Origin of the sequence: Aureimonas ureilytica DSM 18598 = NBRC 106430, assembly GCF_000382705.1 — a bacterium.
GTDB classification, from domain to species: Bacteria; Pseudomonadota; Alphaproteobacteria; order Rhizobiales; family Rhizobiaceae; genus Aureimonas; species Aureimonas ureilytica.
In genome coordinates, this window is sequence record NZ_ARQE01000002.1 from 690,838 (window position 1) to 709,505 (window position 18,668).

At 68.2% G+C, this 18,668-nt stretch carries 15 protein-coding genes; 7 read left to right on the forward strand and 8 right to left on the reverse strand.

Annotated elements, in window-relative coordinates; translation table 11 throughout:
- Positions 1-254: 254 nt before the first annotated feature.
- From B146_RS0107150 to B146_RS0107170, 5 genes are all read left to right on the forward strand, one after another.
- On the forward strand, positions 255-2,450 hold the full coding sequence (locus B146_RS0107150; protein ID WP_019995740.1) for a lytic transglycosylase domain-containing protein: 2,196 nt from the start codon (positions 255-257) through the stop codon (positions 2,448-2,450).
- 243 nt (positions 2,451-2,693) lie between these two features.
- Positions 2,694-3,698: a sulfate ABC transporter substrate-binding protein gene (locus B146_RS0107155; RefSeq protein WP_026358413.1), complete on the forward strand. Its 1,005-nt coding sequence runs from the start codon at positions 2,694-2,696 to the stop codon at positions 3,696-3,698.
- Between the two features lie 82 nt (positions 3,699-3,780).
- Positions 3,781-4,602: a sulfate ABC transporter permease subunit CysT gene (gene cysT, locus B146_RS0107160; protein ID WP_026358414.1), complete on the forward strand. Its 822-nt coding sequence runs from the start codon at positions 3,781-3,783 to the stop codon at positions 4,600-4,602.
- Entirely contained in the window at positions 4,599-5,471 is an 873-nt protein-coding gene (gene cysW / locus B146_RS0107165; protein WP_019995743.1) for a sulfate ABC transporter permease subunit CysW, read from the forward strand. Before cysT ends, cysW begins: the two co-directional genes overlap by 4 nt.
- A complete protein-coding gene (locus B146_RS0107170) occupies positions 5,468-6,487 on the forward strand; it encodes a sulfate/molybdate ABC transporter ATP-binding protein (RefSeq protein ID WP_019995744.1) in 1,020 nt (339 codons plus the stop codon). Before cysW ends, B146_RS0107170 begins: the two co-directional genes overlap by 4 nt.
- A gap of 15 nt (positions 6,488-6,502) precedes the next feature.
- Here B146_RS0107170 and B146_RS29350 read toward each other — a convergent pair whose 3' ends face one another.
- Complete coding sequence (locus B146_RS29350) at positions 6,503-6,676, reverse strand: hypothetical protein (protein WP_162141925.1); 174 nt, start codon at positions 6,674-6,676, stop codon at positions 6,503-6,505.
- Here B146_RS29350 and B146_RS0107175 point away from each other — a divergent pair.
- A complete protein-coding gene (locus B146_RS0107175) occupies positions 6,636-8,615 on the forward strand; it encodes a BCCT family transporter (protein ID WP_019995746.1) in 1,980 nt (659 codons plus the stop codon). The two genes, B146_RS29350 and B146_RS0107175, sit on opposite strands and share 41 nt — an antisense overlap.
- 126 nt (positions 8,616-8,741) lie before the next feature.
- Here the strand turns inward: B146_RS0107175 and B146_RS0107180 are convergent, their stop codons facing one another.
- The 7 genes from B146_RS0107180 to B146_RS0107210 all read right to left on the reverse strand — a co-directional run bounded on the left by B146_RS0107180 (position 8,742) and on the right by B146_RS0107210 (position 17,296).
- The gene (locus B146_RS0107180; protein ID WP_019995747.1) at positions 8,742-10,454 is read right to left on the reverse strand and encodes a glycerol-3-phosphate dehydrogenase/oxidase; all 1,713 of its coding nucleotides are present in this window, start codon (positions 10,452-10,454) and stop codon (positions 8,742-8,744) included.
- Complete coding sequence (locus B146_RS0107185) at positions 10,451-11,227, reverse strand: DeoR/GlpR family DNA-binding transcription regulator (RefSeq protein ID WP_019995748.1); 777 nt, start codon at positions 11,225-11,227, stop codon at positions 10,451-10,453. The genes B146_RS0107180 and B146_RS0107185 overlap by 4 nt, the downstream gene beginning before the upstream one ends.
- Positions 11,227-12,753: an FGGY-family carbohydrate kinase gene (locus tag B146_RS0107190; protein WP_019995749.1), complete on the reverse strand. Its 1,527-nt coding sequence runs from the start codon at positions 12,751-12,753 to the stop codon at positions 11,227-11,229. The genes B146_RS0107185 and B146_RS0107190 overlap by 1 nt, the downstream gene beginning before the upstream one ends.
- A 199-nt stretch (positions 12,754-12,952) precedes the next feature.
- Positions 12,953-13,897, reverse strand: a complete 945-nt coding sequence (locus B146_RS0107195) for a D-ribose ABC transporter substrate-binding protein (RefSeq protein ID WP_019995750.1) — start codon at positions 13,895-13,897, stop codon at positions 12,953-12,955.
- An 83-nt stretch (positions 13,898-13,980) separates the two neighbouring features.
- Positions 13,981-15,069 carry an ABC transporter permease gene (locus B146_RS25300; protein WP_019995751.1) on the reverse strand — a complete coding sequence of 363 codons (1,089 nt, stop codon included), beginning with the start codon at positions 15,067-15,069 and terminating at the stop codon, positions 13,981-13,983.
- A gap of 29 nt (positions 15,070-15,098) precedes the next feature.
- Positions 15,099-16,637 (reverse strand): sugar ABC transporter ATP-binding protein, encoded by a 1,539-nt coding sequence (locus B146_RS0107205; protein ID WP_026358416.1) that lies wholly within the window; start codon positions 16,635-16,637, stop codon positions 15,099-15,101.
- On the reverse strand, positions 16,637-17,296 hold the full coding sequence (locus B146_RS0107210; protein ID WP_019995753.1) for a DUF2291 family protein: 660 nt from the start codon (positions 17,294-17,296) through the stop codon (positions 16,637-16,639). The genes B146_RS0107205 and B146_RS0107210 overlap by 1 nt, the downstream gene beginning before the upstream one ends.
- A gap of 336 nt (positions 17,297-17,632) precedes the next feature.
- Here B146_RS0107210 and B146_RS0107215 point away from each other — a divergent pair, with 336 nt between their 5' ends.
- Positions 17,633-18,604 (forward strand): sugar-binding transcriptional regulator, encoded by a 972-nt coding sequence (locus tag B146_RS0107215; RefSeq protein ID WP_019995754.1) that lies wholly within the window; start codon positions 17,633-17,635, stop codon positions 18,602-18,604.
- Positions 18,605-18,668: the final 64 nt, after the last annotated feature.

Consider the following 18,668-nt stretch of genomic DNA (forward strand, 5'->3'; position numbering starts at 1 on the left):
CGGCTTTCGACCATCCGCACCGCCATCGGGCGACATCGAAGCGCACTCGACCCACGCGCGGACGCGGCACCATAATAAAGCCGCCGAACGGAGACAAGCAGCAAGCGCCTCGCGTCCCCAGCCTCGCCGCGCCGTTCCGCCGCGAGCGCCGTCGATCGGGCATGGTTTACGAGTTCTTCATAGCGTTGATGGAAAGTCTAACGAATGGATGCCTTTCGGGGCGCCTCTGTGATTGCGATGCAACGGGAAGACCCATGAGACACGCGACCCGCGCCAAGGCCCTTCTCCTGCCCGCCCTCGTGGCGGCGCTGCTGACCGGATCCGCGAACGCCGAATCCCTGCTCGACCGTCTGCCGCTGCCCAATTTCCGCATGCCGCATCTGGGACTCGGCCGGGATCGCCCCGCGCCGGAGCCGACGCCCGAGCGCTTCGGCGCACCCGCCCCGTCCGGCAACCCGCTGCTGCGCCAGCCCGCCGCCCCGGCGCCCCGCGCGGCGGCGCCGACCGACACGATGGCCTTCACCTCCTCGATCGCCGCGATGGGATCGCGCGTGTCGAGCGTCGCGCCCATCCGCGGCGACCTGAAGGACGGGCTCGACGCCACCTGGCGCGACATTCCGCGCGCGCTCGCCATCCGCGAGGGCATGACCCCGGGCTCGCTCGACCGGCACATCCTGTCCTGGGCCATCGCCCTTCGCGGCACGACCGACGTGCCGGCCGCCGAGATCGCCCACACCGCCGTCGAGCTGCGCGGCTGGCCGGGCATGAAGACCGTGCGCGCCAATCTGGAGCGCGCGCTCAACCGCGAGCGGATGCCCGCGCGCGACGTCGTCTCGGCCTTCGCGCAGGACGCGCCCCAGACGCCGGAAGGCGCGATGGCGCTCGCCCGCGCCTATATCGAGCTCGGCCAGGCCGGCAAGGCCAAGGGGCTGATCGTCCATTTCTGGCGCAACGTGAAGTTCGACAAGCCGCTGGAAACGCAGATGCTGTCGAGCTTCGGCTCGCTTCTGACGCGCGCCGACCACAAGTTCCGCATGGACATGCTGCTCTATGCGGACCGGGTCAGCGACGCGCAGCGCATGGCCTCGCTCGCCAATGCGGAATCGCTGTTCCGCGCCCGCGCCGCCTCGATCCGGGGCGAGAGCACTGCCGACGCGCTTCTCGCCAAGGTCCCTGCCAACCTGCGCTCTGACCCGAGCTATCTCTTCACCGCCGCCGAGAACCTGCGCAAGAAGGACCGCATCGCGGAAGCCGCCGCGCTGATCGAGCGCGCGCCGCGCGATCGCGCCAGCCTCGTCGATCCCGACGCGTGGTGGAACGAGCGGCGCATCGTGTCGCGCATGCTGCTCGAGAAGGGCGACCGGAAGGCCGCCTACCGGCTCGTCGCCAACCATTCCGCCGAGGGCCAGACCGAGGCCGTCGAGGCGGAGTTCCATGCCGGCTGGTACGCGCTGCGCTACCTCAACGACCCGGCGACGGCGGCCAAGCATTTCAGCCGCATCCAGCAGATTTCCTCGCGCCCCCTGTCGCAGTCGCGCGCCTTCTACTGGCTCGGCCGCGCCGCCGAAGCCGGCGGGCCCGGCAGCGCGCGGACTTATTACGAGCAGGCCGCCCGCCACGGCGCGACCTTCTACGGCCAGCTCGCCGCCGCCAAGCTCGGCCGCGCGCCCGGCGCGATCGCCTATCCGCGCCCGTCCGACGCCGAGCGCCGGACCTTCGAGAACCGCGAGGCCGTCCGCGCCATTCGGCGGCTGGAGCAGATCGGCTCGGAAAGCCGCGCCGACGCGCTCTACAAGGCGCTGGCGGACGATCTCGACAGTCCAGGCGAACTCGCGATCCTCTCCTCGATGGCCGAGCGGCGGGGCGACCATTCCCTGGCGCTCAGCGTCGGCAAGACAGCCTATGGGCGCGGCGTCAACGCGCCGGCCCTCGCCTTCCCGATCGGCGTGATCCCCGAAAGCGCGAACATTTCGGCCAGCGGCAAGGCCCTCGCCTACGCCATCGCGCGCCAGGAAAGCGCCTTCAACCCGCGCGCCAAGTCGCCGGTCGGCGCGCTCGGCCTCCTGCAGGTCATGCCGGCCACCGCCAAGGGCCTCGCCCGCAATGCCGGCCTTCCCTATTCGGAAGCACGGCTCCTGAACGACACGTCCTACAACGCGCTGCTCGGCAGCCAGTATCTCGGCCAGCAGATTTCCAACTTCAACGGCTCCTATATCCTCACCTTCGCGGCCTACAATGCCGGCCCGCGCCGGGCGAAGGAGTGGATCGACCGCTTCGGCGATCCGCGCGGCCAGAGCATCGACAAGGTGGTGGACTGGATCGAGCTGATCCCCTTCACGGAAACGCGCAACTACGTGCAGCGCGTGATGGAGAATTATCAGGTCTACAAGATGCGGCTCGGCGCCGGCTTCGACATCGAACGCGACCTGATGCAGGGCCGGCGCGGATGACCTGACCGCTCGACGGGCGGCGCGCGAATCGCGCCGCCCTCGAAAGCACCGGCAGGAATAGTTGTTCGCGATCGGACAGTGGCGTCGGCGTCGGCCTGGAACGATCCTGTCGCCGAGCGCCGCATTCTTGGAACGCTATGCTCTCCGGCGACGGCAGCATCCGCCTCGCGGGCCTCGCGTGGCAGCGGGCGAGGCGTCATCATGGCACCGACCCGCTTCTCGCAGCTTCTGGTGCCCTTCCCGATGATCCGTTCCGTGCTTCTCGGCGTTTCGCTGGCCGCCCTCGTCCTGTCGCCGGCCTCGGCGCAGGACGCGCCGACCAAGATCCTCAACGCCTCCTACGATGTCGCCCGCGAGCTGTTCGTGGCGATCAATCCCGCCTTCACCGCCGCCTACAAGGCCGAGACGGGCAAGGATGTCACCGTCGACCAGAGCCATGGCGGCTCCTCGCGCCAGGCCCGCGCCGTGGCGGAAGGGCTGGAGGCCGACGTCGTGACGCTCAATCAGGTCACGGATATCGACTTCCTCCAGAAGACCGGCTTCGTTTCGGCCGACTGGGAGAAGGCCTTCCCCAACAGCGCCTCGCCCTACTACTCGCTGCCCGCCTTCATCGTGCGCGCCGGCAACCCGAAGTCGATCCGCAACTGGGACGATCTGGTGCGCGACGACGTGAAGGTCGTCTTCCCCAATCCCAAGACCTCGGGCAACGGCCGCTACACTTACCTTGCCGCCCGCGCCTATGCCGAAGAGGCCTTCGGCGGCGACGAGGCGAAGGTGGACGCGTTCATCAAGAAGCTCTTTTCCAACGTTCCGGTCTTCGACACGGGCGGGCGCGGCGCCACCACGACCTTCGCCGAGCGCGAGATCGGCGACGTGCTCGTCACCTTCGAGGCGGAAACGCAGGGCATCGCCCGCGAATTCGGCAAGGACCGCTTCCAGGCCGTGATCCCGCCGGTCAGCCTGCTCGCCGAGTTCCCGGTCGCCGTGGTGGACCGCGTCGCCGACAAGCGCGGCTCGCGGGAGATCGCGACCGCCTATCTCAACTTCCTCTACTCGCCGGCCGGCCAGCGCATCCTTGCCGAAAACGGCAACCGGGTTCGCGACGAGAGCGTCTCCAAGGAGTTCGCCGATCGCTTCCCCGAAGTGCGCCTCCTGACCGTGGCGGACGTCTATGGCGGCTGGGACAAGATCCAGGCCGAGCATTTCGCCTCGGGCGCCAAGCTCGACCAGCTTTACGGACAGCGCTGAGCTTCGTACTGCACAATGACCCGACCGGAAGCCGGCCTCGCGCCGGCTTCCGCGCATTTCGTTCCGAGGATCGTCCGTGGCCCTGTCTCGCCGTGTTCTGCCCGGGCTCCCGCTGAGCCTCGGCATCACGCTCGTTTATCTCTCCCTCATCGTCTGCCTGCCGCTCGGCGCGCTCGTGTGGAAAGCGGCGAGCCTCGGGCCGGAGGCCTATTGGGCGATCGTCAGCTCGCCCCGCGCGCTGGCGAGCTATCGCATCACCGTGCTCTCGGCCCTCGTCGCGACCCTCGTCAACGTCGTGTTCGGGCTGGCGCTCGCCTTCGTCCTGACGCGCTACCGCTTTCCGGGGCGCCGGCTTCTGGATGCCGTGGTGGACCTGCCTTTCGCCCTTCCGACGGCGGTGGCGGGCATCGCGCTCACCTCGCTCTTCTCGGCCAATGGCTGGTTCGGCGCGCCGCTCGCCGAACTCGGCATCCGCGTCGCCTACACCCCGCTCGGCATCATGGTGGCGATGACCTTCACCTCCGTGCCCTTCGTGGTGCGCACGGTCCAGCCGGTTCTGGAGGATCTCGACCCGGCGCTCGAAGAAGCGGCGCTGTCGCTCGGCGCGGGCGAGGTCCGCATCTTCCGCCGCGTTCTCCTGCCGCTTCTGGCGCCGGCGCTTCTGGCGGGCACGTCCCTGTCCTTCGCGCGGTCGCTGGGCGAGTTCGGCGCGGTGATCTTCATCGCCGGCAACCAGCCCTTCTCCACCGAGATCACCTCGCTCCTGACCTTCATCCGCCTGGAGGAATACGACTACGCGGCGGCCGCCGCGATCGCCTCGGTGATCCTGATCGCGGCCTTTCTGATGTTGGCGGTGACGAACGCGCTTCAGGCCCGCGCCCTGCGCTACAAGAGGGCCGCATGACCAGCCATCGCCCGCCCCGCATCGGCGAAGGGCCGCTCGCCCGCCGCCTCCTCATCGGCTTCGTCGTGGCGCTCGCCGCGATCCTCATCTTCGCGCCGCTCGCGGTCATCTTCGCGCAGGCCTTCTCGATGGGGATCGGCTATTTCGGCGCGACGATCGCCGCCACGGAAACGCGCCACGCGATCCTTCTGACGGTCGTGACGGCGCTGATCGCCGTGCCGCTCAACACGATCTTCGGCCTCGCCGCCGCCTGGGCGGTGACGAAGTTCGACTTTCCCGGCCGCCGCCTCCTGATCGTGCTGATCGAGATTCCCTTCTCGATCTCGCCCATCGTGGCCGGCGTCGCCTATCTCTTCGTCTATGGATTGCAGGGCCTCTTCGGTCCCGCGCTCCAGGGCGCCGACATCCGCATTCTCTTCGCCCTGCCCGGCATCGTGCTGGCGTCGATGTTCGTCACCGCGCCCTTCGTCGCGCGCGAGCTGATCCCGCTCATGCAGGCGCAGGGGCGCGATCTGGAGGAGGCGGCGACCTCGCTCGGCGCCTCCGGCTGGCGCACCTTCGTCAAGGTCACGCTGCCCAATATCCGCTGGGCGCTGCTCTACGGCGTGATCCTGTGCAACGCCCGCGTCATGGGCGAGTTCGGCGCCGTGTCGATCGTCTCCGGCAACATTCGCGGTCAGACCAACACGTTGCCCTTGCAGATCGAGCTTCTCTACAACGACTACAACACGGTCGGCGCCTTCGCCGCCGCCTCCATCCTGACGCTGCTCGCGCTCGTCACGCTCGCCGCCAAGGTCTGGCTGGAAGGGCATGGAGCGGGACGCGCGCAGCGCGACGCCGGCACAGAACCAGAAAAGGCCGCCCGATGAGGATCGCGCTCCAGTCCGTTTCCAAGACGTTCGAGACGTTCCGCGCCGTGCGCGACGTGTCCCTGGAAATCGAAAGCGGCCGGCTCGTGGCGCTGCTCGGGCCGTCGGGCTCGGGCAAGACGACGATCCTGCGGATGGTGGCCGGGCTCGAGTTTCCCGATGCGGGCCGCATCTTCTTCGGCGAGGAGGACGCGACCGACATCGCCATCCGCGACCGGGGCGTCGGCTTCGTGTTCCAGCACTACGCGCTGTTTCCGCACATGACGCTCGCCGAGAACATCGCCTTCGGCATGGAGGCCAAGGGCAAGCGCTCCAAGGCCGATATCCGCGAGCGGGCGGCGGAGCTTCTGCGCCTCGTGAAGCTCGACGGTCTCGGCGCGCGCTATCCCAACCAGATTTCCGGCGGCCAGCGCCAGCGCGTGGCGCTCGCCCGCGCGCTCGCCGTCGAGCCGCGCGTTCTGCTTCTGGACGAGCCCTTCGGCGCGCTCGACGCGGCCGTGCGGCGCGACCTTCGCCGCTGGCTGCGCGAGTTGCACGAGGACATGCCGATCACCACGCTTTTCGTCACGCACGACCAGGAGGAAGCGCTGGATCTCGCGGACGAGGTCGTGATCCTCGACGGTGGCCGCATCGTCCAGCGCGGCACGCCGGAAGAGGTCACGCGCCGGCCGGCGACGCGCTTCGTCATGGGGTTTCTCGGCGACACCAACCGCTTCGCCGCCGAAGTGCGGGGCGGCGAAGCGCGCGTCGGCGCGCTCGTCTGGCCGGCGCCCGGGCTCGGGGACGGACCGGCCGATCTCTTCGCCCGGCCGCGCGACCTCGTCTGGTCCGCGGCGGGCCTCGGCATCCCCGCGACCATCCTGCGCGTTCTGGAGCGGCCCGATTCCCGCCGCCTCGTGGTGGAAGCCCCAAACGGCACGATCGCCGAACTCGACGCGCCCCTGGACCAGCCCGTCGCCAAGGGAGACATCGGCTCGCTGACCGCGACGCGCGCCCAGGTTTTCGCCGCGCGATAGCGTCGGGCGGTCGATCTAGGCCGCTTTGTGGCCAAAAAACGTTCCCAAGACCGGATCGTGGCCTATCTCGGGTCTTGCCGCTCTCGTTCGCTCGCGCGCGGCGATCGACAACAGACCCGGGAACATCTGCCCCTTGCCTTCATCCACCATGAACAAGCCGGTCTTCTTGACGGCCAGCGCCATCATCATCCTGCTCGCCTTCATCGGCGTCGTGTACCCACAGGACGCGGCGCGCATCTTCTCGGCCGTGCAGAGTTTCGTGCTGGAGACCTTCGGCTGGTTCTATCTCCTCGCCGTCGGAATTCTGGTCTTCACCATCCTGTTCCTGGCGACCAGCCGCTACGGCACGCTGAAGCTCGGACCCGACGACGCCGAGCCGGACTACCCCTATGTCTCCTGGCTCGCCATGCTGTTTGCCGCCGGCATGGGCATCGGCCTCATGTTCTACGCCGTCGCCGAGCCGATCCTGCATTATTCGGTGCCCCCCGAAGCCCAGCCCGGAAGCTTCGACGCGGCGCGTCAGGCCATGTCCATCGTCTTCTTCCACTGGGGCATCCATGCCTGGTCGATCTATGCGGTGGTCGGCCTGTCGCTCGCCTATTTCTCCTTCCGCTACAATCTGCCCCTGACGATCCGCGCCGGCCTCTATCCGCTGATCCGCGACCGCATCCACGGGCCCATCGGCAACGCGGTCGACATCTTCGCCATCTGCGGCACGATGTTCGGCATCGCGACCTCGCTCGGCCTCGGCGTTCTCCAGATCAATGCCGGCCTCAACTATCTCGTCGGCCTGCCGCAGACGCCGCTGATCCAGGTCGGCCTCATCGCCGTGGTCATGGGCCTTGCGACCATTTCGGTCCTGTCCGGTCTCGACAAGGGCATTCGCCGCCTGTCGGAGGGCAATCTCCTTCTGGCCGTCGTTCTCATGCTCTTCGTACTCGTGGTCGGGCCGACGGAGTTCATCTTCCGCGCCTTCGTGCAGAATGTCGGAACCTATCTGTCCGATTTCGTGAGCCGCACCTTCAAGCTCTATGCCTACGAGCCGAAGAACTGGATCAGCGACTGGACGCTCTTCTACTGGGCGTGGTGGATCTCCTGGTCGCCGTTCGTCGGCATGTTCATCGCGCGCATCTCGCGCGGGCGCACGGTGCGCGAGTTCGTCGTCGGCGTCCTGTTCGTACCCTCCGCCTTCACCTTCTTCTGGATGACCGTATTCGGCAACACCGCGATCTCCCTCGACATGGGCGAAGCGGCGGGCGCGATCTCCCGCGCGGTCGCGGCCGATATCTCGGTGTCGCTGTTCCAGTTCTTCGAGCATCTGCCGCTGACGATGATCACCTCGGCGCTCAGCTGCGCCCTCGTCGCCATCTTCTTCGTCACCTCGGCCGATTCCGGCTCCATGGTGATCGACACGATCGCGGCGGGCGGCAATTCCGACACGCCGGTCTGGCAGCGCATCTACTGGTGCGGCCTCGAAGGCGTGGTGGCGGCGGCGCTGCTTCTGGCCGGCGGCCTCGGCGCGCTGCAGACCATGACGCTGATCACCGCCCTGCCCTTCGCGGTGATCCTGCTCCTCCTCGGCTTCGGCCTCGTGAAGGGAATGCGCGCCGACATGGCTCGGCTCGACACGCATCGCGAGTCGCGCCCGGCGATCCGCACCCGCTCGTCGAACTGGCAGTCGCGCCTCGGCGCCATTCTCAACCAGCCGACGAAGCGCGACATTCTCGCCTTCGTGGAGCGCACCGCCGCGCCAGCGCTGGATGAGGTCTGCCGCGAGTTGAACAAGCGTGGGCTCGGCGCCGTCAGCGAGCGGGACGAGGATGGCGGCGTGACGCTGACCGTGCCGTCCGAAGCCTCGCGCAACTTCGTCTATGGCGTCACGCCGACGGCGCGGCCCGCCATGGTCTTCTCGGCCGGCGACGCCTCGCGTTCGGACACGCGGCGCGAACAGGTCTGGGTCGCGCGCACCGTGTTTTCGGACGGCTCGCGCGGCTACGACGTCGCGGATTTCAACCGCGACGATCTGATCTCGGACGTTCTGGCGCAGTTCGAGCGCTACCGCGTCTTGACCGAGGCGCCGAGCACCTCGCTCTACACGGCCTCCCCGGACCCGACGCCGGCCACCTGACGCGCGCTCGAGATCCGACAGGTAGAAAATCCGGGGGTGGCGAAGGCCGCCCCCGGCGCATTTCGGATGATCGATTTCGGCGCAACCGCCCCGGACCACCCGACCGATCGGCGCGGACTGTCCGCCCTACAAAATGATGCCGTGTCGCGCGGCGAGCGTCGCAACCGTGCGCTCCACCTCTTCCATCCGCCTCGCCTCGCTCCAGCCGAGCCCTTCCGCCGCGACATAAGCGAGCCGTTCGAGGATCGCCCGGGTGATCTCGCCGCGCACCGTGAGCGTCGTTCGGCGCAGGACGAGATCGCTCAGATGCCCGACGGCCTCGCAAGCCACGAGATGTTCGATCTCCCCCAGCGAATAGCTTTCCGCGCCCGGCAGACGGTCGGCATCCGTCCATTGACCCTTGTGCTCGATCACGGCCAACGCGCTCGTGCCGTAGCGCGAAAGAAGCTCGTCCACCCGCGCTGGGGCAAGGCCGCTTTCGCTCGCGACGCGCGTCACCCAGGCCTTGCGCGCAACCGTGTCGGTCGGAAAGTCGCGCCCGCCGCCGATCGGCAGGTGCTGCGTCGAGATGCGCCGCGCGCCGCCGAGCCGGCCGAGCACCGTGTCGGCGACCTCTTCGGCAAAGCCGCGAAAGGTCGTCCATTTGCCGCCGACGAGCGAGATGATCGCGAAGCCACGCTCGCCCGTCGCCTCCGCCACCGGCGCGGAATGATCCCGGCTGATGAGGCCGGGATTGGCCGCGTCCGACGCCGGCAGAGGCCGGATGCCGCTATAGGTGGAAACGATCTGGCTGCGCTCGAAACCGAGGCCCGGCAGGAGGCTGCGCAGGCTCGCCAGGAAATAGTCGATCTCGTCCTCCTCGCAGCGCACCTCGTCGGGATTTGCCGCCTTGATGTCGGTGGAGCCGACGAGCGCCCGGCCGAGATAGTCGAAGACGAGACAGATGCGCCCGTCGTCGGCCTCGAAATAGATCATCCGCCCATCCAGCTGGCGCAGGAGTTCGAGGTGATCGAGAAGGATATGCGACCCCTTGGTGCCGCCGATCAGCCTGGACGGCGCGCCGAGCGCGGCGTTCACATGGTCGATCCACGGGCCGGCGGCGTTGACGACGAGGCGCGGGCGAAGCGTGCGACGCTCGCCCTCGGGCAGGCGGACCGCCACCGCGCCCGCTTCCGCGCCCAATAGCTCGACATGGTTCGCGGCGGCCGAGCGCGGCGAGGCCTTCAGCCCATCCATCACGAGTTCGAGCACGAGGCGCTCGGGCCGCGCGATCTTGGCGTCGTAATAAAGGCCGGTCGCCTTCACGGCGGGCGTCAGCATGGGCATGTCGCGCAGCGAGCGGGCCCGGCCGAACAGGCGGTGGCGCGGCATGACGCGGTGGCGCGAGCCGTAGAAATCGTAGAGCGCAAGGCCGATCTTGACGAGCACCGCGCCCCGGCTGCGCGGCGCGGTGGTGGAGCCCAGAAGCGTGCGCAGCGCCGCGCCGATGCCCTTGGTCCAGGAGAAGGCGGGGATCACGGTCGGCAGCGGCTCGACGCAATGGGGGGCGTTGCGCAGGAGGAGATTGCGCTCCAGCGTCGACTGCGCGACGAGGCCGAACTCGCCGGTCTCCAGATATTTCAGCCCGCCATGGATGAGCCGCGAGGGCGCGGCGCTGGTGCCGGAGCCGTAGTCGCCCTTGTCGAGAAGGACGCAGGTCAGGCCCTGTTCGCAGAGATCGCGAAAGAGGCCGGCGCCGTTGACGCCGGCGCCCAGGATCAGGACGTCGATCTCGCCCCCGTCGAGAGAGGCGAGACGCTCCGGGTCGAAGAGCGAAGCGGCGGAAGCAGGGGCGGTCATCGGATTTCGGTCTCCACGAGACGGAGGGCAATGCCGGCCTCGTCCAGCCTCCGCACCGTTTCGGCGTCGAGCGAGGCGCTGGCGAGAACGGTGTCGAAGGCGGAAAGGTCGGCGAAAAGATGCAGGGCCGTGCGGCCGAACTTGGTGTCGTCCAGAAGCAGGAGCCGGCGGGCGCTCGCCGCCATCATCGCCTGCTTGGCGCGCACCATCTGCCCGTCCTGAATGAAGGCGCTGGTGCCCGACACGGCCGAAGCCGAGCAGACGAGAACATCGGCTCTGAGCCGCGCGATGGCGCTTTCGCAGACGAGGCCGATGAAGGCGTCGTAGGTGCGATGATACTGGCCGCCCAGGCAGATCAGATCGACGCCGTCCGCCTCCTTCAGCGCGGTCGCGACCGGCAGGCCGTTGGTGACGACGGTGAGCGGCGCGCGCTCGGGCAGAAGCGGCGCGAGGGCTGCAGCGGTGGAGGAATCGTCGAGCATCACCACCTGTCCCGGCTCGATCAGATCGAGCGCGGCGCGGGCCAGCGCCTGCTTCTGCGGGGTCGCGAGCGTCGTGCGGTAGCGAAACAGGCTCTCGTAGATGCCGCTCGGCTGGGCGGAGACGGCGCCATGCAGCTTGCGGAGTACCCCCTGGGCGGCGAGCTGGTCGATATGGCGATGCACCGTCATGCGCGACACGCCGAAGCGCTCGATCAGATCGTCGATGCGCACCTGTCCCTGCGCGATCACGAAATTGGCGATCTCCTCGCGCCGTCGATCCCCCTTGCCCATCAGCCCTGCCCGCCCGAGCCGATCGCCTCGAGCTCGGCCCAATAGGGCTTCATCGCCTCGGCCAAGCGGTTGAAGAGCGCATAGCGCTCGTTCATCTCGCTAGCGCGCGCGGCATTCGGCTCGAAGAGGCGCGTGACGCTGGAGAGATCGCGCGGATCGGCCAAGGGCGAGGCATAGAGGCCGACGCCCGCCCCCGCGCAGAGCGCCGCGCCGAAGGCCGCCGCTTCCTCCGTGCCGGGCACGGCGACGGGCATGGCGAGGACGTCGGCGAAGAGCTGGGCGAAGGCGGGGTTGCGCGAGCCGCCGCCGGTCAGCATCGCCCGGTCGAAGGGAAACCCGTCGCGCAAGGCATCGACATGGACGCGGTGGTTGAAGGCGATCCCTTCCAGTACCGCGCGCAGCATGTCGCCCCGGTCGTGCCAGCCGTGAAGCCCGAGAAAGCTGGCGCTGGACGCTTCGCCATGCGGCGAGCCGAAGAGATAGGGGTGGAAGAAGAGCGTCGAGGATCGGTCGAAGGCCGCCTTCATCTCCTCGGCCAGAACCACGTGGATGGACTGGCCCGCCTCGATCGCCGCGCGCTGGTCGCGCTCGCAGAGCCGGTCGAGAAACCAGTCGTAATTGGCGGTGGAGGCCGGCGAGATCGCCATGTTGTTCCAGCGGCCGGGTTCGATGGCGTTGCGGCAGAACCAGCGCGGGTCGGTGCGCGGCGCCTCGCTCACCACTTCGTTGATCGAATAGGTGCCCGCGACGATCCCGACGACGCCCGTCCGGTGCGCGCCGATGCCGAGTGTGGAGGCCGTCACGTCGTGGAGGCCGCAGGCGACGGGTGTGCCCTCATTAAGGCCGCTCGCTTCGGCCGCCTCGCGCGTCACCGCGCCGACGATCTCGCCCGAGCCGAAGATCGGCGGCAGGGCCTGGTTCAGATCGGTGAGACCGAAGAGTTCGAGCGCCCGGGGGGAATAGAGTTGCGTGGCGACATCGGTGAAGGAGGTGCTGGCTTCCGTCCGGTCGGTTGCGACCTCGCCGGTCAGGCAGAAGCGCAGCCAGTCCTTACAGGCGAGGATATGGCCGATGCGGGCATAGGTTTCGGGCTCTTCCGCCTTGATCCAGGCCAACAGAGCGGACGGCGCCGAGACATGCGGTGTCTGGCCGGTGAGCGCCAGCGCCTCGGCAAAGAGCGCGTCCTTGCGCCAGCGGGCGACGAGATCGAGTGCCCGGCTGTCGAGCGACAGGATGCCGGGCCGCAGCGGGCGCTTGTCGCGATCGAGAAGATAGACGCCGTCGCCATGGGCAGTCGCCGCGACGGCGCGGATGTCGGCGGCCGGGCGCCCGGAGAGCGCGATCGCCTCGCGGATCGCTTCGGCGGTCGCGCGCCAGAGCCCGGCGGGATCGCGCTCGACCCAGCGCGGCCGGGGCATGGACTGGGGAACGCGCCGCCGCGCCACGGCGAGCTGCGTTCCGTCCGCGTCGAAGATCACGGCCTTGGTGACGGTGAGACCGTTGTCGATGCCGAGAAGGCTGGCCATGCATGTGTTCCGAGTGAGCGGCGACCTCAACCGGCCGCCTTCCGTGCGAAAAATCTAACAGATAATCGCGTTAGAGTAACGGATCGCGATGGTATTTTTGCCGGCGTGTTGCGTCCGGCAACACGAAAAAACCGGCCGCAGCGACGCTGCGACCGGCTCGTGAGGTCAGAGCAGTGCGACAGCCTTGCGGCCGCGCCGCTTACTCCTTCATGACGAAGGGCGAAGCGTACTGGTCCACATTGTCCTTGTTGACGACGATGCAGTCGAAGAGCTGCTTCTCGCTGGCGGCACCCGTCTTGCCGGTCTTGATGAAGTTGTCGGCCTGACGCACGGCTTCCTTGGAGAAGACGGCGACCGGCTGAAGCACGGTGTAGGCGAGTTCGCCGGCCTTGATGGCCGAGACCGCGTCCGGCGAGCCGTCGAAGCCGCCGACCGTGATGCCCGAGAGCTTGCCGGCTTCCTTCAGCGCGGCGATGGCGCCGAGCGCCATTTCGTCGTTGCCGGAGATGACGCCGATGATGTTCGGGTTGGCCTGGATCAGGCTCTGCATCTTGGAGTAGCCCTGGCTGCGATCCCAGTTGGCGACGTCCGAGCCGACGAGCTTCAGGTCGGAATACTGGCTGAGAACGGTCTTGTAGCCGTTCGAGCGCGTGGCCGCGTTGTTGTCGGAAGGCGCGCCGAGGAGCTCGACATAATTGCCGGTGTCACCGACCGTCTCGACCCACTGCTGCGCACCGAGCGCCGCGCCCTGCGCGTTGTTCGACACGAGCTGCGCCTTGGCGAGACCTTCCTGATTGATCTCGGCGTTCACGAGGAAGACCGGGATGCCGGCCGCGACGGCCTTCTTCACCGCGCCGACCGAACCGTCGGCATTGGCCGGATCGAGGATGATCGCCTTGGAGCGGTTGGTGATCGCGGTGTCGATCAGGTTGCTCTCGGTGTTGGTGTCGCCCTTGTGCGAGGCGACGACCGTCTCGTAACCGAGGTCCTTGGCGGTCTTCGACGCGATCTCGCCTTCCGTGAACCAGTAGGGGTTGGACGGATCGTTGACGATGATCGTCATCAGGCCGTCGGCCCAAGCCGAGTTGGCGAGGCCGATGGCCATGATACCCGCGAGCAGGAGGCTCTTGCCCGATTTCAACATGCTACTCTCCCATTTGGTCTGTGGCTGAGGTTGCGCCGGGCCGCAGCGACCCGGAACTTTCCGCGCGTCGGTCCGGCCTGATCTCAGGCCTTGGCTCCCTGCTGCGGGGAAGGCGCGGCCGCGCCGGCGCCGGAGCGCTTGGGACGACGGCCGTATTGAAGGCTGTTGAGGAGAACCGCCAGGACGATCACCGCGCCGGTGAAGACGGTCTGCCAATAGGAGGACACGCCGATGATCACGAGGCCGTCCGACAGGAAGCCGATCACGAAGGCGCCGAGCAGCGTGCCGCGGATCGTGCCGCGCCCGCCCGTCAGCGCCGCGCCGCCGACCACCACCGCCGCGATGGCGGTCAGCTCGTAGGTCTGGCCGGCCGTCGGCCCCGCCGAGGTCAGCTGCGAGGACAGGACGAGACCGGCGATCGACGCGCAGACGCCCGACAGGACATAGACGAGGATCTGCGTGCGCTTGACCGGAACGCCCGACAGCTCGGCCGCGCGGGCGTTGCCGCCCGTGGCGTAGACCCAGCGGCCGAAGGCGGTGCGCGCCAGAAGCACGCTGCCGATGATCGCGACCGCCGCCAGGATCAGGACGCCGATCGGCACGCCGAACAGGCGGTTGAAGCCGAGCCAGTCGAAGCCGGTGTTTCCGAGGTCCGCCCGGCCGCCGAGATTGTTGTAGGTGAGGCCGTTGGTCATCAGAAGCGCGACGCCGCGCGCCACATAGAGGACGCCGAGCGTCGCGACGAAGGCGGGAACCTTGAGATAGGCGATCAGCGCGCCGTTGAGGACGCCGATCAGGGCGCCGAGCGCGCAGGTCATCACCACCACGGCCCAGACCGGCGGGTAGAGGATGACGCCGAACAGGGGCAGAGACACGCCCTGCATCAGGAAGCCGGCGACGACGCCCGCAAGACCCAGCGTCGAGCCGACCGACAGGTCGATGCCGCCGGTGAGGATGACGAGAAGCATCCCGATCGCCAGCAGGCCGAAAATGGCCACGTGCGAGGACATGATCAGGAAGTTGTTCACCGTGAAGTAGAACGGCGACAGGATCGAGAAGACGATGATGATCGCGACGAGGGCGAAGAAGGCGCGCCCTTCCAGAAGCAGGCGGGCGAGGTCGAAGCCTTCCGAGCCTGCCTTGGCGCTCGGGGCGGCGGTGCTGGTGCTCATGATCGGAGTTCCGCTCTCTGCTTTCTTGTTCACGCGACCACCGCCTCGCCCGACGCGGCCATGATCTTTTCCTTGGTGACGTCGGAGGGGAATTCCGCAGCGATGCGGCCCTTGCTCATCACGATGATCCGATGGGCGACGCTCAGGCATTCCGAGACTTCGGAGGTCGAGAACACCACGGCCAGCCCGTCCCTCGCCCGCTCGGCCAGAAGCTTGAAGACTTCCGACTTGGCGCCGATGTCGATGCCCCGACTCGGCTCGTCCAAGAGCACGACCTTGGGATGGGTGGCCAGCATCTTGCCGATCACCACCTTCTGCTGGTTGCCGCCCGAGAGCGAGCCGATCGGCGCGTCGCCGCCCGATGTCTTGACGTGGACGCGGCGGATCGAATCGGCGACGAGATCCCGCTCCGCCCGGCCCGAGGTGAAGAGGCGGCGGGTGAAGGCCTTGATGCTGGCGAGCGACAGGTTCTCGCCGACCGACATGGTCTGCACCAGACCGTCGCGCTGCCGGTCTTCCGGCACGAGAACGAGGCCCGCCTGGATGCGCTCGGCGATCGACAGGTCCGAAATGTCCTCGCCGCGCAGGAGCACGTGGCCGCCGCTGACGGGGGTGCGGCCCGCGACCGCTTCCAGAAGCTCGGTGCGCCCGGCGCCCATGAGCCCGTAGATGCAGACGATCTCCCCGGCCCGCACGTCGAGCGACAAGCGATCCACCACATCGGCGCCGGTCGGCAGCGTGACGCTGACATCGCGCACCGAGAGCGCGGTCTCGCCGAAGGCGTAGCCCGTGGGCGGTGAGCCCAAATCGAAATTCTCGCCGACCATGTGCCGCACGATCCATTCCAGATCGATGTCGCGGCGCTCGGCATAGGCAGTCATCGCGCCGTCGCGCAGCACCACGGCATGATCGGTGATCTGCAGCGCTTCCTCGAGATGATGCGAGATATAGACGATCGCGACGCCGCGGCTGGTCAGGTCGCGGATCACCTTGAACAGGACCTCGACCTCCGAGGCGCTGAGCGCCGAGGTCGGCTCGTCCATGATCAGGATGCGCGAGTTCATGGCGAGCGCGCGGGCGATCTCTACGATCTGCTGCTGGCCGAGGCGAAGCGCCTCGACGGGGGTCAGCGGGTCGATATCCTCTTCCAGCTCGACCATCAGAGCGCGGGTGATCTCGGCTTCGCGCTCGAAATCGACGCCCGTCGCGGTCTGGATCTCGCGGCCCATGAAGATGTTGTCGCGCACGCTGAGGTTCGGCGCGAGGCTCAGCTCCTGATGGATGATCGAGATGCCCCGGTCGCGCGCGTCGTTGGCCGAGGCGAAGACCACCGGCTCGCCGTCCAAGACGATCTCGCCCGAGCTCGGCGGCGTGACGCCTGAAAGAATGCGCATGAGCGTCGACTTGCCCGCGCCGTTCTCGCCGAACAGCGTCGTCACCTGTCCGCGCCGGATGTCGAAATTGACGCCCTTCAGCGCCTGCACGCTGCCGTAGATCTTGGCGACGTTGCGGGCCGAAATAACCGTCTCGCCCATGGTGAAGGCGGGGGCTGCGGAAGCCTTCGCCATCACTGCACCGTCAGCTTGACCGGCGTGACCAGCCAGTTCTTCGGATTGACGAGGCGGAAGGCGCCGGTGACGGTCACGGTCTTGCCCGACAGGGCCTTGGTGTCGACCGGTGCCAGAACCTCGGCCTTCATGGCGTTGTTCAGCGACGAGCCGGCGTCCTGATATTCGATCTGGTTGGTGAACTGGCCGAACTCGATCGTGCCGGTCGCATCGCGCAGCTCCGTGCCGTTGATCGCCGGCCCGGTCTGGACGCGCACCACGACGCCCGCCGGCATGTCCGGCACGGTGATCGTGTAGATGCCGGCCTTGGGCTCGCCCGCCGTGCCGGTGAAGGTGACCGGGAAGACCGCCGTTCCGCCCGAGGCGACGCCGTATTTCTCGGTCGCGGCGGCCTTGTCCTCGGTGATCGCGGCGGCGAGCACCGGCGCGTCCACGGCCTTGGCGGCGATCGCGTCGCGCACCTTGGGGAATTCGGTCGGGCCGTAGGTTTCGGCCGAGAAGCCGACGGGTCCGGTGGCCGCTTCGGAGCCGATGCGCACGACCTTGGTGTCGATGGCGATGCCGACGAGAAGCGCGATCCCGATCAGCGAGGTGACGATCGTGCCCGTGCCGACGAGGCGGCGCTTGGCCTTGGGCGCGGAAAAGCTAGGTGCGGTCATGAGACGACCTCCCACGAGATTGATGCCGGGAACGCGAGCGGAGCGTGCGGGGAGCGAGGCGCGCGGCAACGCACGGCCGGGCGGCGAGCCCGGGGCTGGCGTTGATCGATGTCGCGTCGATACGCAATGGCTCTCCTCCCGTCAAAGGCCGCCCCAGCCCGTTTCCTCCACGCCGGGCGGCCCTTCGGCGCCTCGCGTTCTGCCGTCGTTCGGCCCGCCGCAAGCGCCTGCACACTCCCGCTTCCGCCTTGTGATTTCGTTGACAAGAGCGAGTCTGCGTGAAAGACTTTGCACCAATTGAAAAATAATTCAATACGCAACTCTCTGGGATCGGACATGGCTCGCAATGCCGCCAAGCGCGTCGATGACGACAGCCTCGCCATTCGCGCCGCCTGGCTGCATTTCGCCGCCGGCCTGACGCAGGCCGAGGTCGCCGAACGGCTCGGCGTGTCCAGCGTGAAGGCCCATCGCCTCGTGAGCTGGGCGAGCCAGTCCGGCGCGGTGAAGGTGACGATCGACGGCGACGTCACCGAATGCCTGCGGCTCGAAGATCGCCTCTGCGCGCGATTCGGCCTTGCCCATGCCCATGTGGTTCCCAATCTCTACGAAGAGGGCCTGCCGCTTCGGGCGCTCGGCATTGCGGGCGCGGGCTACCTGAAGCGCGAGATCGAGAGCGCCGAAGGCCGCGTGATCGGCATCGGCCATGGGCGCACGCTCGCCGCCGCGATTTCCGCCCTGCCCCGGATCGACTGCGGCTCGACGCGCTTCGTGTCGCTGATGGGCGGCCTCACGCGCAATTTCGCGGCCAACCCGCACGACGTCATGCACCGGCTGGCCGAGCGCACGGGCAGCTCGGCCTATGTCCTGCCCGTGCCCTTCGTCGCCAATTCCGCCGCCGACCGGGACGTGCTCCTGTCGCAGCGCGGCGTCGCGGAGGTCTTCGACCTTGCCAGCCGGGCGGACCTGATGATCGTCGGCATCGGCACGACCGAGCCCGACGCGCAGCTCGTGGGCGCCGGCATGATCGACCGCGACGAAATCCGCGAGGTCCAGAACGGCGGCGGGGTCGGCGAGATTCTCGGCCATTTCTTCGACCGCGCGGGACTGCCCGTCGCCACCTCGCTCACCGCGCGCACGCTGTCGCCCGATCTCGACTCGCTTCGCGGCCGTCGCGTCGTGGCGATCGCCGGCGGGGCCGCCAAGACCCGCGCCCTCGCCTCGATCCTTCGCAGCGGGCTTCTGGCCGGCCTCGTGACCGACGAGGAAACCGCGACGGTTCTCGTCAGCGACGACGACACCGCCTGTTGAGACACGCGGCAGCCGGCCGTCAGACGATCCGAACGATCGCATGGCCGGTGCCAAAGGGGAGGAA

Coding starts and splice junctions, on each gene's coding strand:
- B146_RS0107180 (WP_019995747.1), bottom strand. CDS start 10,454: ATGACCGCCCCTGCTTCCGCCGCTTCGCTCTTCGACCCGGAGCGTCTC.
- B146_RS25300 (WP_019995751.1), bottom strand. CDS start 15,069: ATGAGCACCAGCACCGCCGCCCCGAGCGCCAAGGCAGGCTCGGAAGGC.
- B146_RS0107150 (WP_019995740.1), top strand. CDS start 255: ATGAGACACGCGACCCGCGCCAAGGCCCTTCTCCTGCCCGCCCTCGTG.
- B146_RS0107175 (WP_019995746.1), top strand. CDS start 6,636: ATGAACAAGCCGGTCTTCTTGACGGCCAGCGCCATCATCATCCTGCTC.
- B146_RS0107155 (WP_026358413.1), top strand. CDS start 2,694: ATGATCCGTTCCGTGCTTCTCGGCGTTTCGCTGGCCGCCCTCGTCCTG.
- B146_RS0107185 (WP_019995748.1), bottom strand. CDS start 11,227: ATGGGCAAGGGGGATCGACGGCGCGAGGAGATCGCCAATTTCGTGATC.
- B146_RS0107195 (WP_019995750.1), bottom strand. CDS start 13,897: ATGTTGAAATCGGGCAAGAGCCTCCTGCTCGCGGGTATCATGGCCATC.
- B146_RS29350 (WP_162141925.1), bottom strand. CDS start 6,676: ATGATGATGGCGCTGGCCGTCAAGAAGACCGGCTTGTTCATGGTGGAT.
- B146_RS0107205 (WP_026358416.1), bottom strand. CDS start 16,637: ATGGCGAAGGCTTCCGCAGCCCCCGCCTTCACCATGGGCGAGACGGTT.
- B146_RS0107190 (WP_019995749.1), bottom strand. CDS start 12,753: ATGGCCAGCCTTCTCGGCATCGACAACGGTCTCACCGTCACCAAGGCC.
- cysW (WP_019995743.1), top strand. CDS start 4,599: ATGACCAGCCATCGCCCGCCCCGCATCGGCGAAGGGCCGCTCGCCCGC.
- B146_RS0107210 (WP_019995753.1), bottom strand. CDS start 17,296: ATGACCGCACCTAGCTTTTCCGCGCCCAAGGCCAAGCGCCGCCTCGTC.
- B146_RS0107170 (WP_019995744.1), top strand. CDS start 5,468: ATGAGGATCGCGCTCCAGTCCGTTTCCAAGACGTTCGAGACGTTCCGC.
- B146_RS0107215 (WP_019995754.1), top strand. CDS start 17,633: ATGGCTCGCAATGCCGCCAAGCGCGTCGATGACGACAGCCTCGCCATT.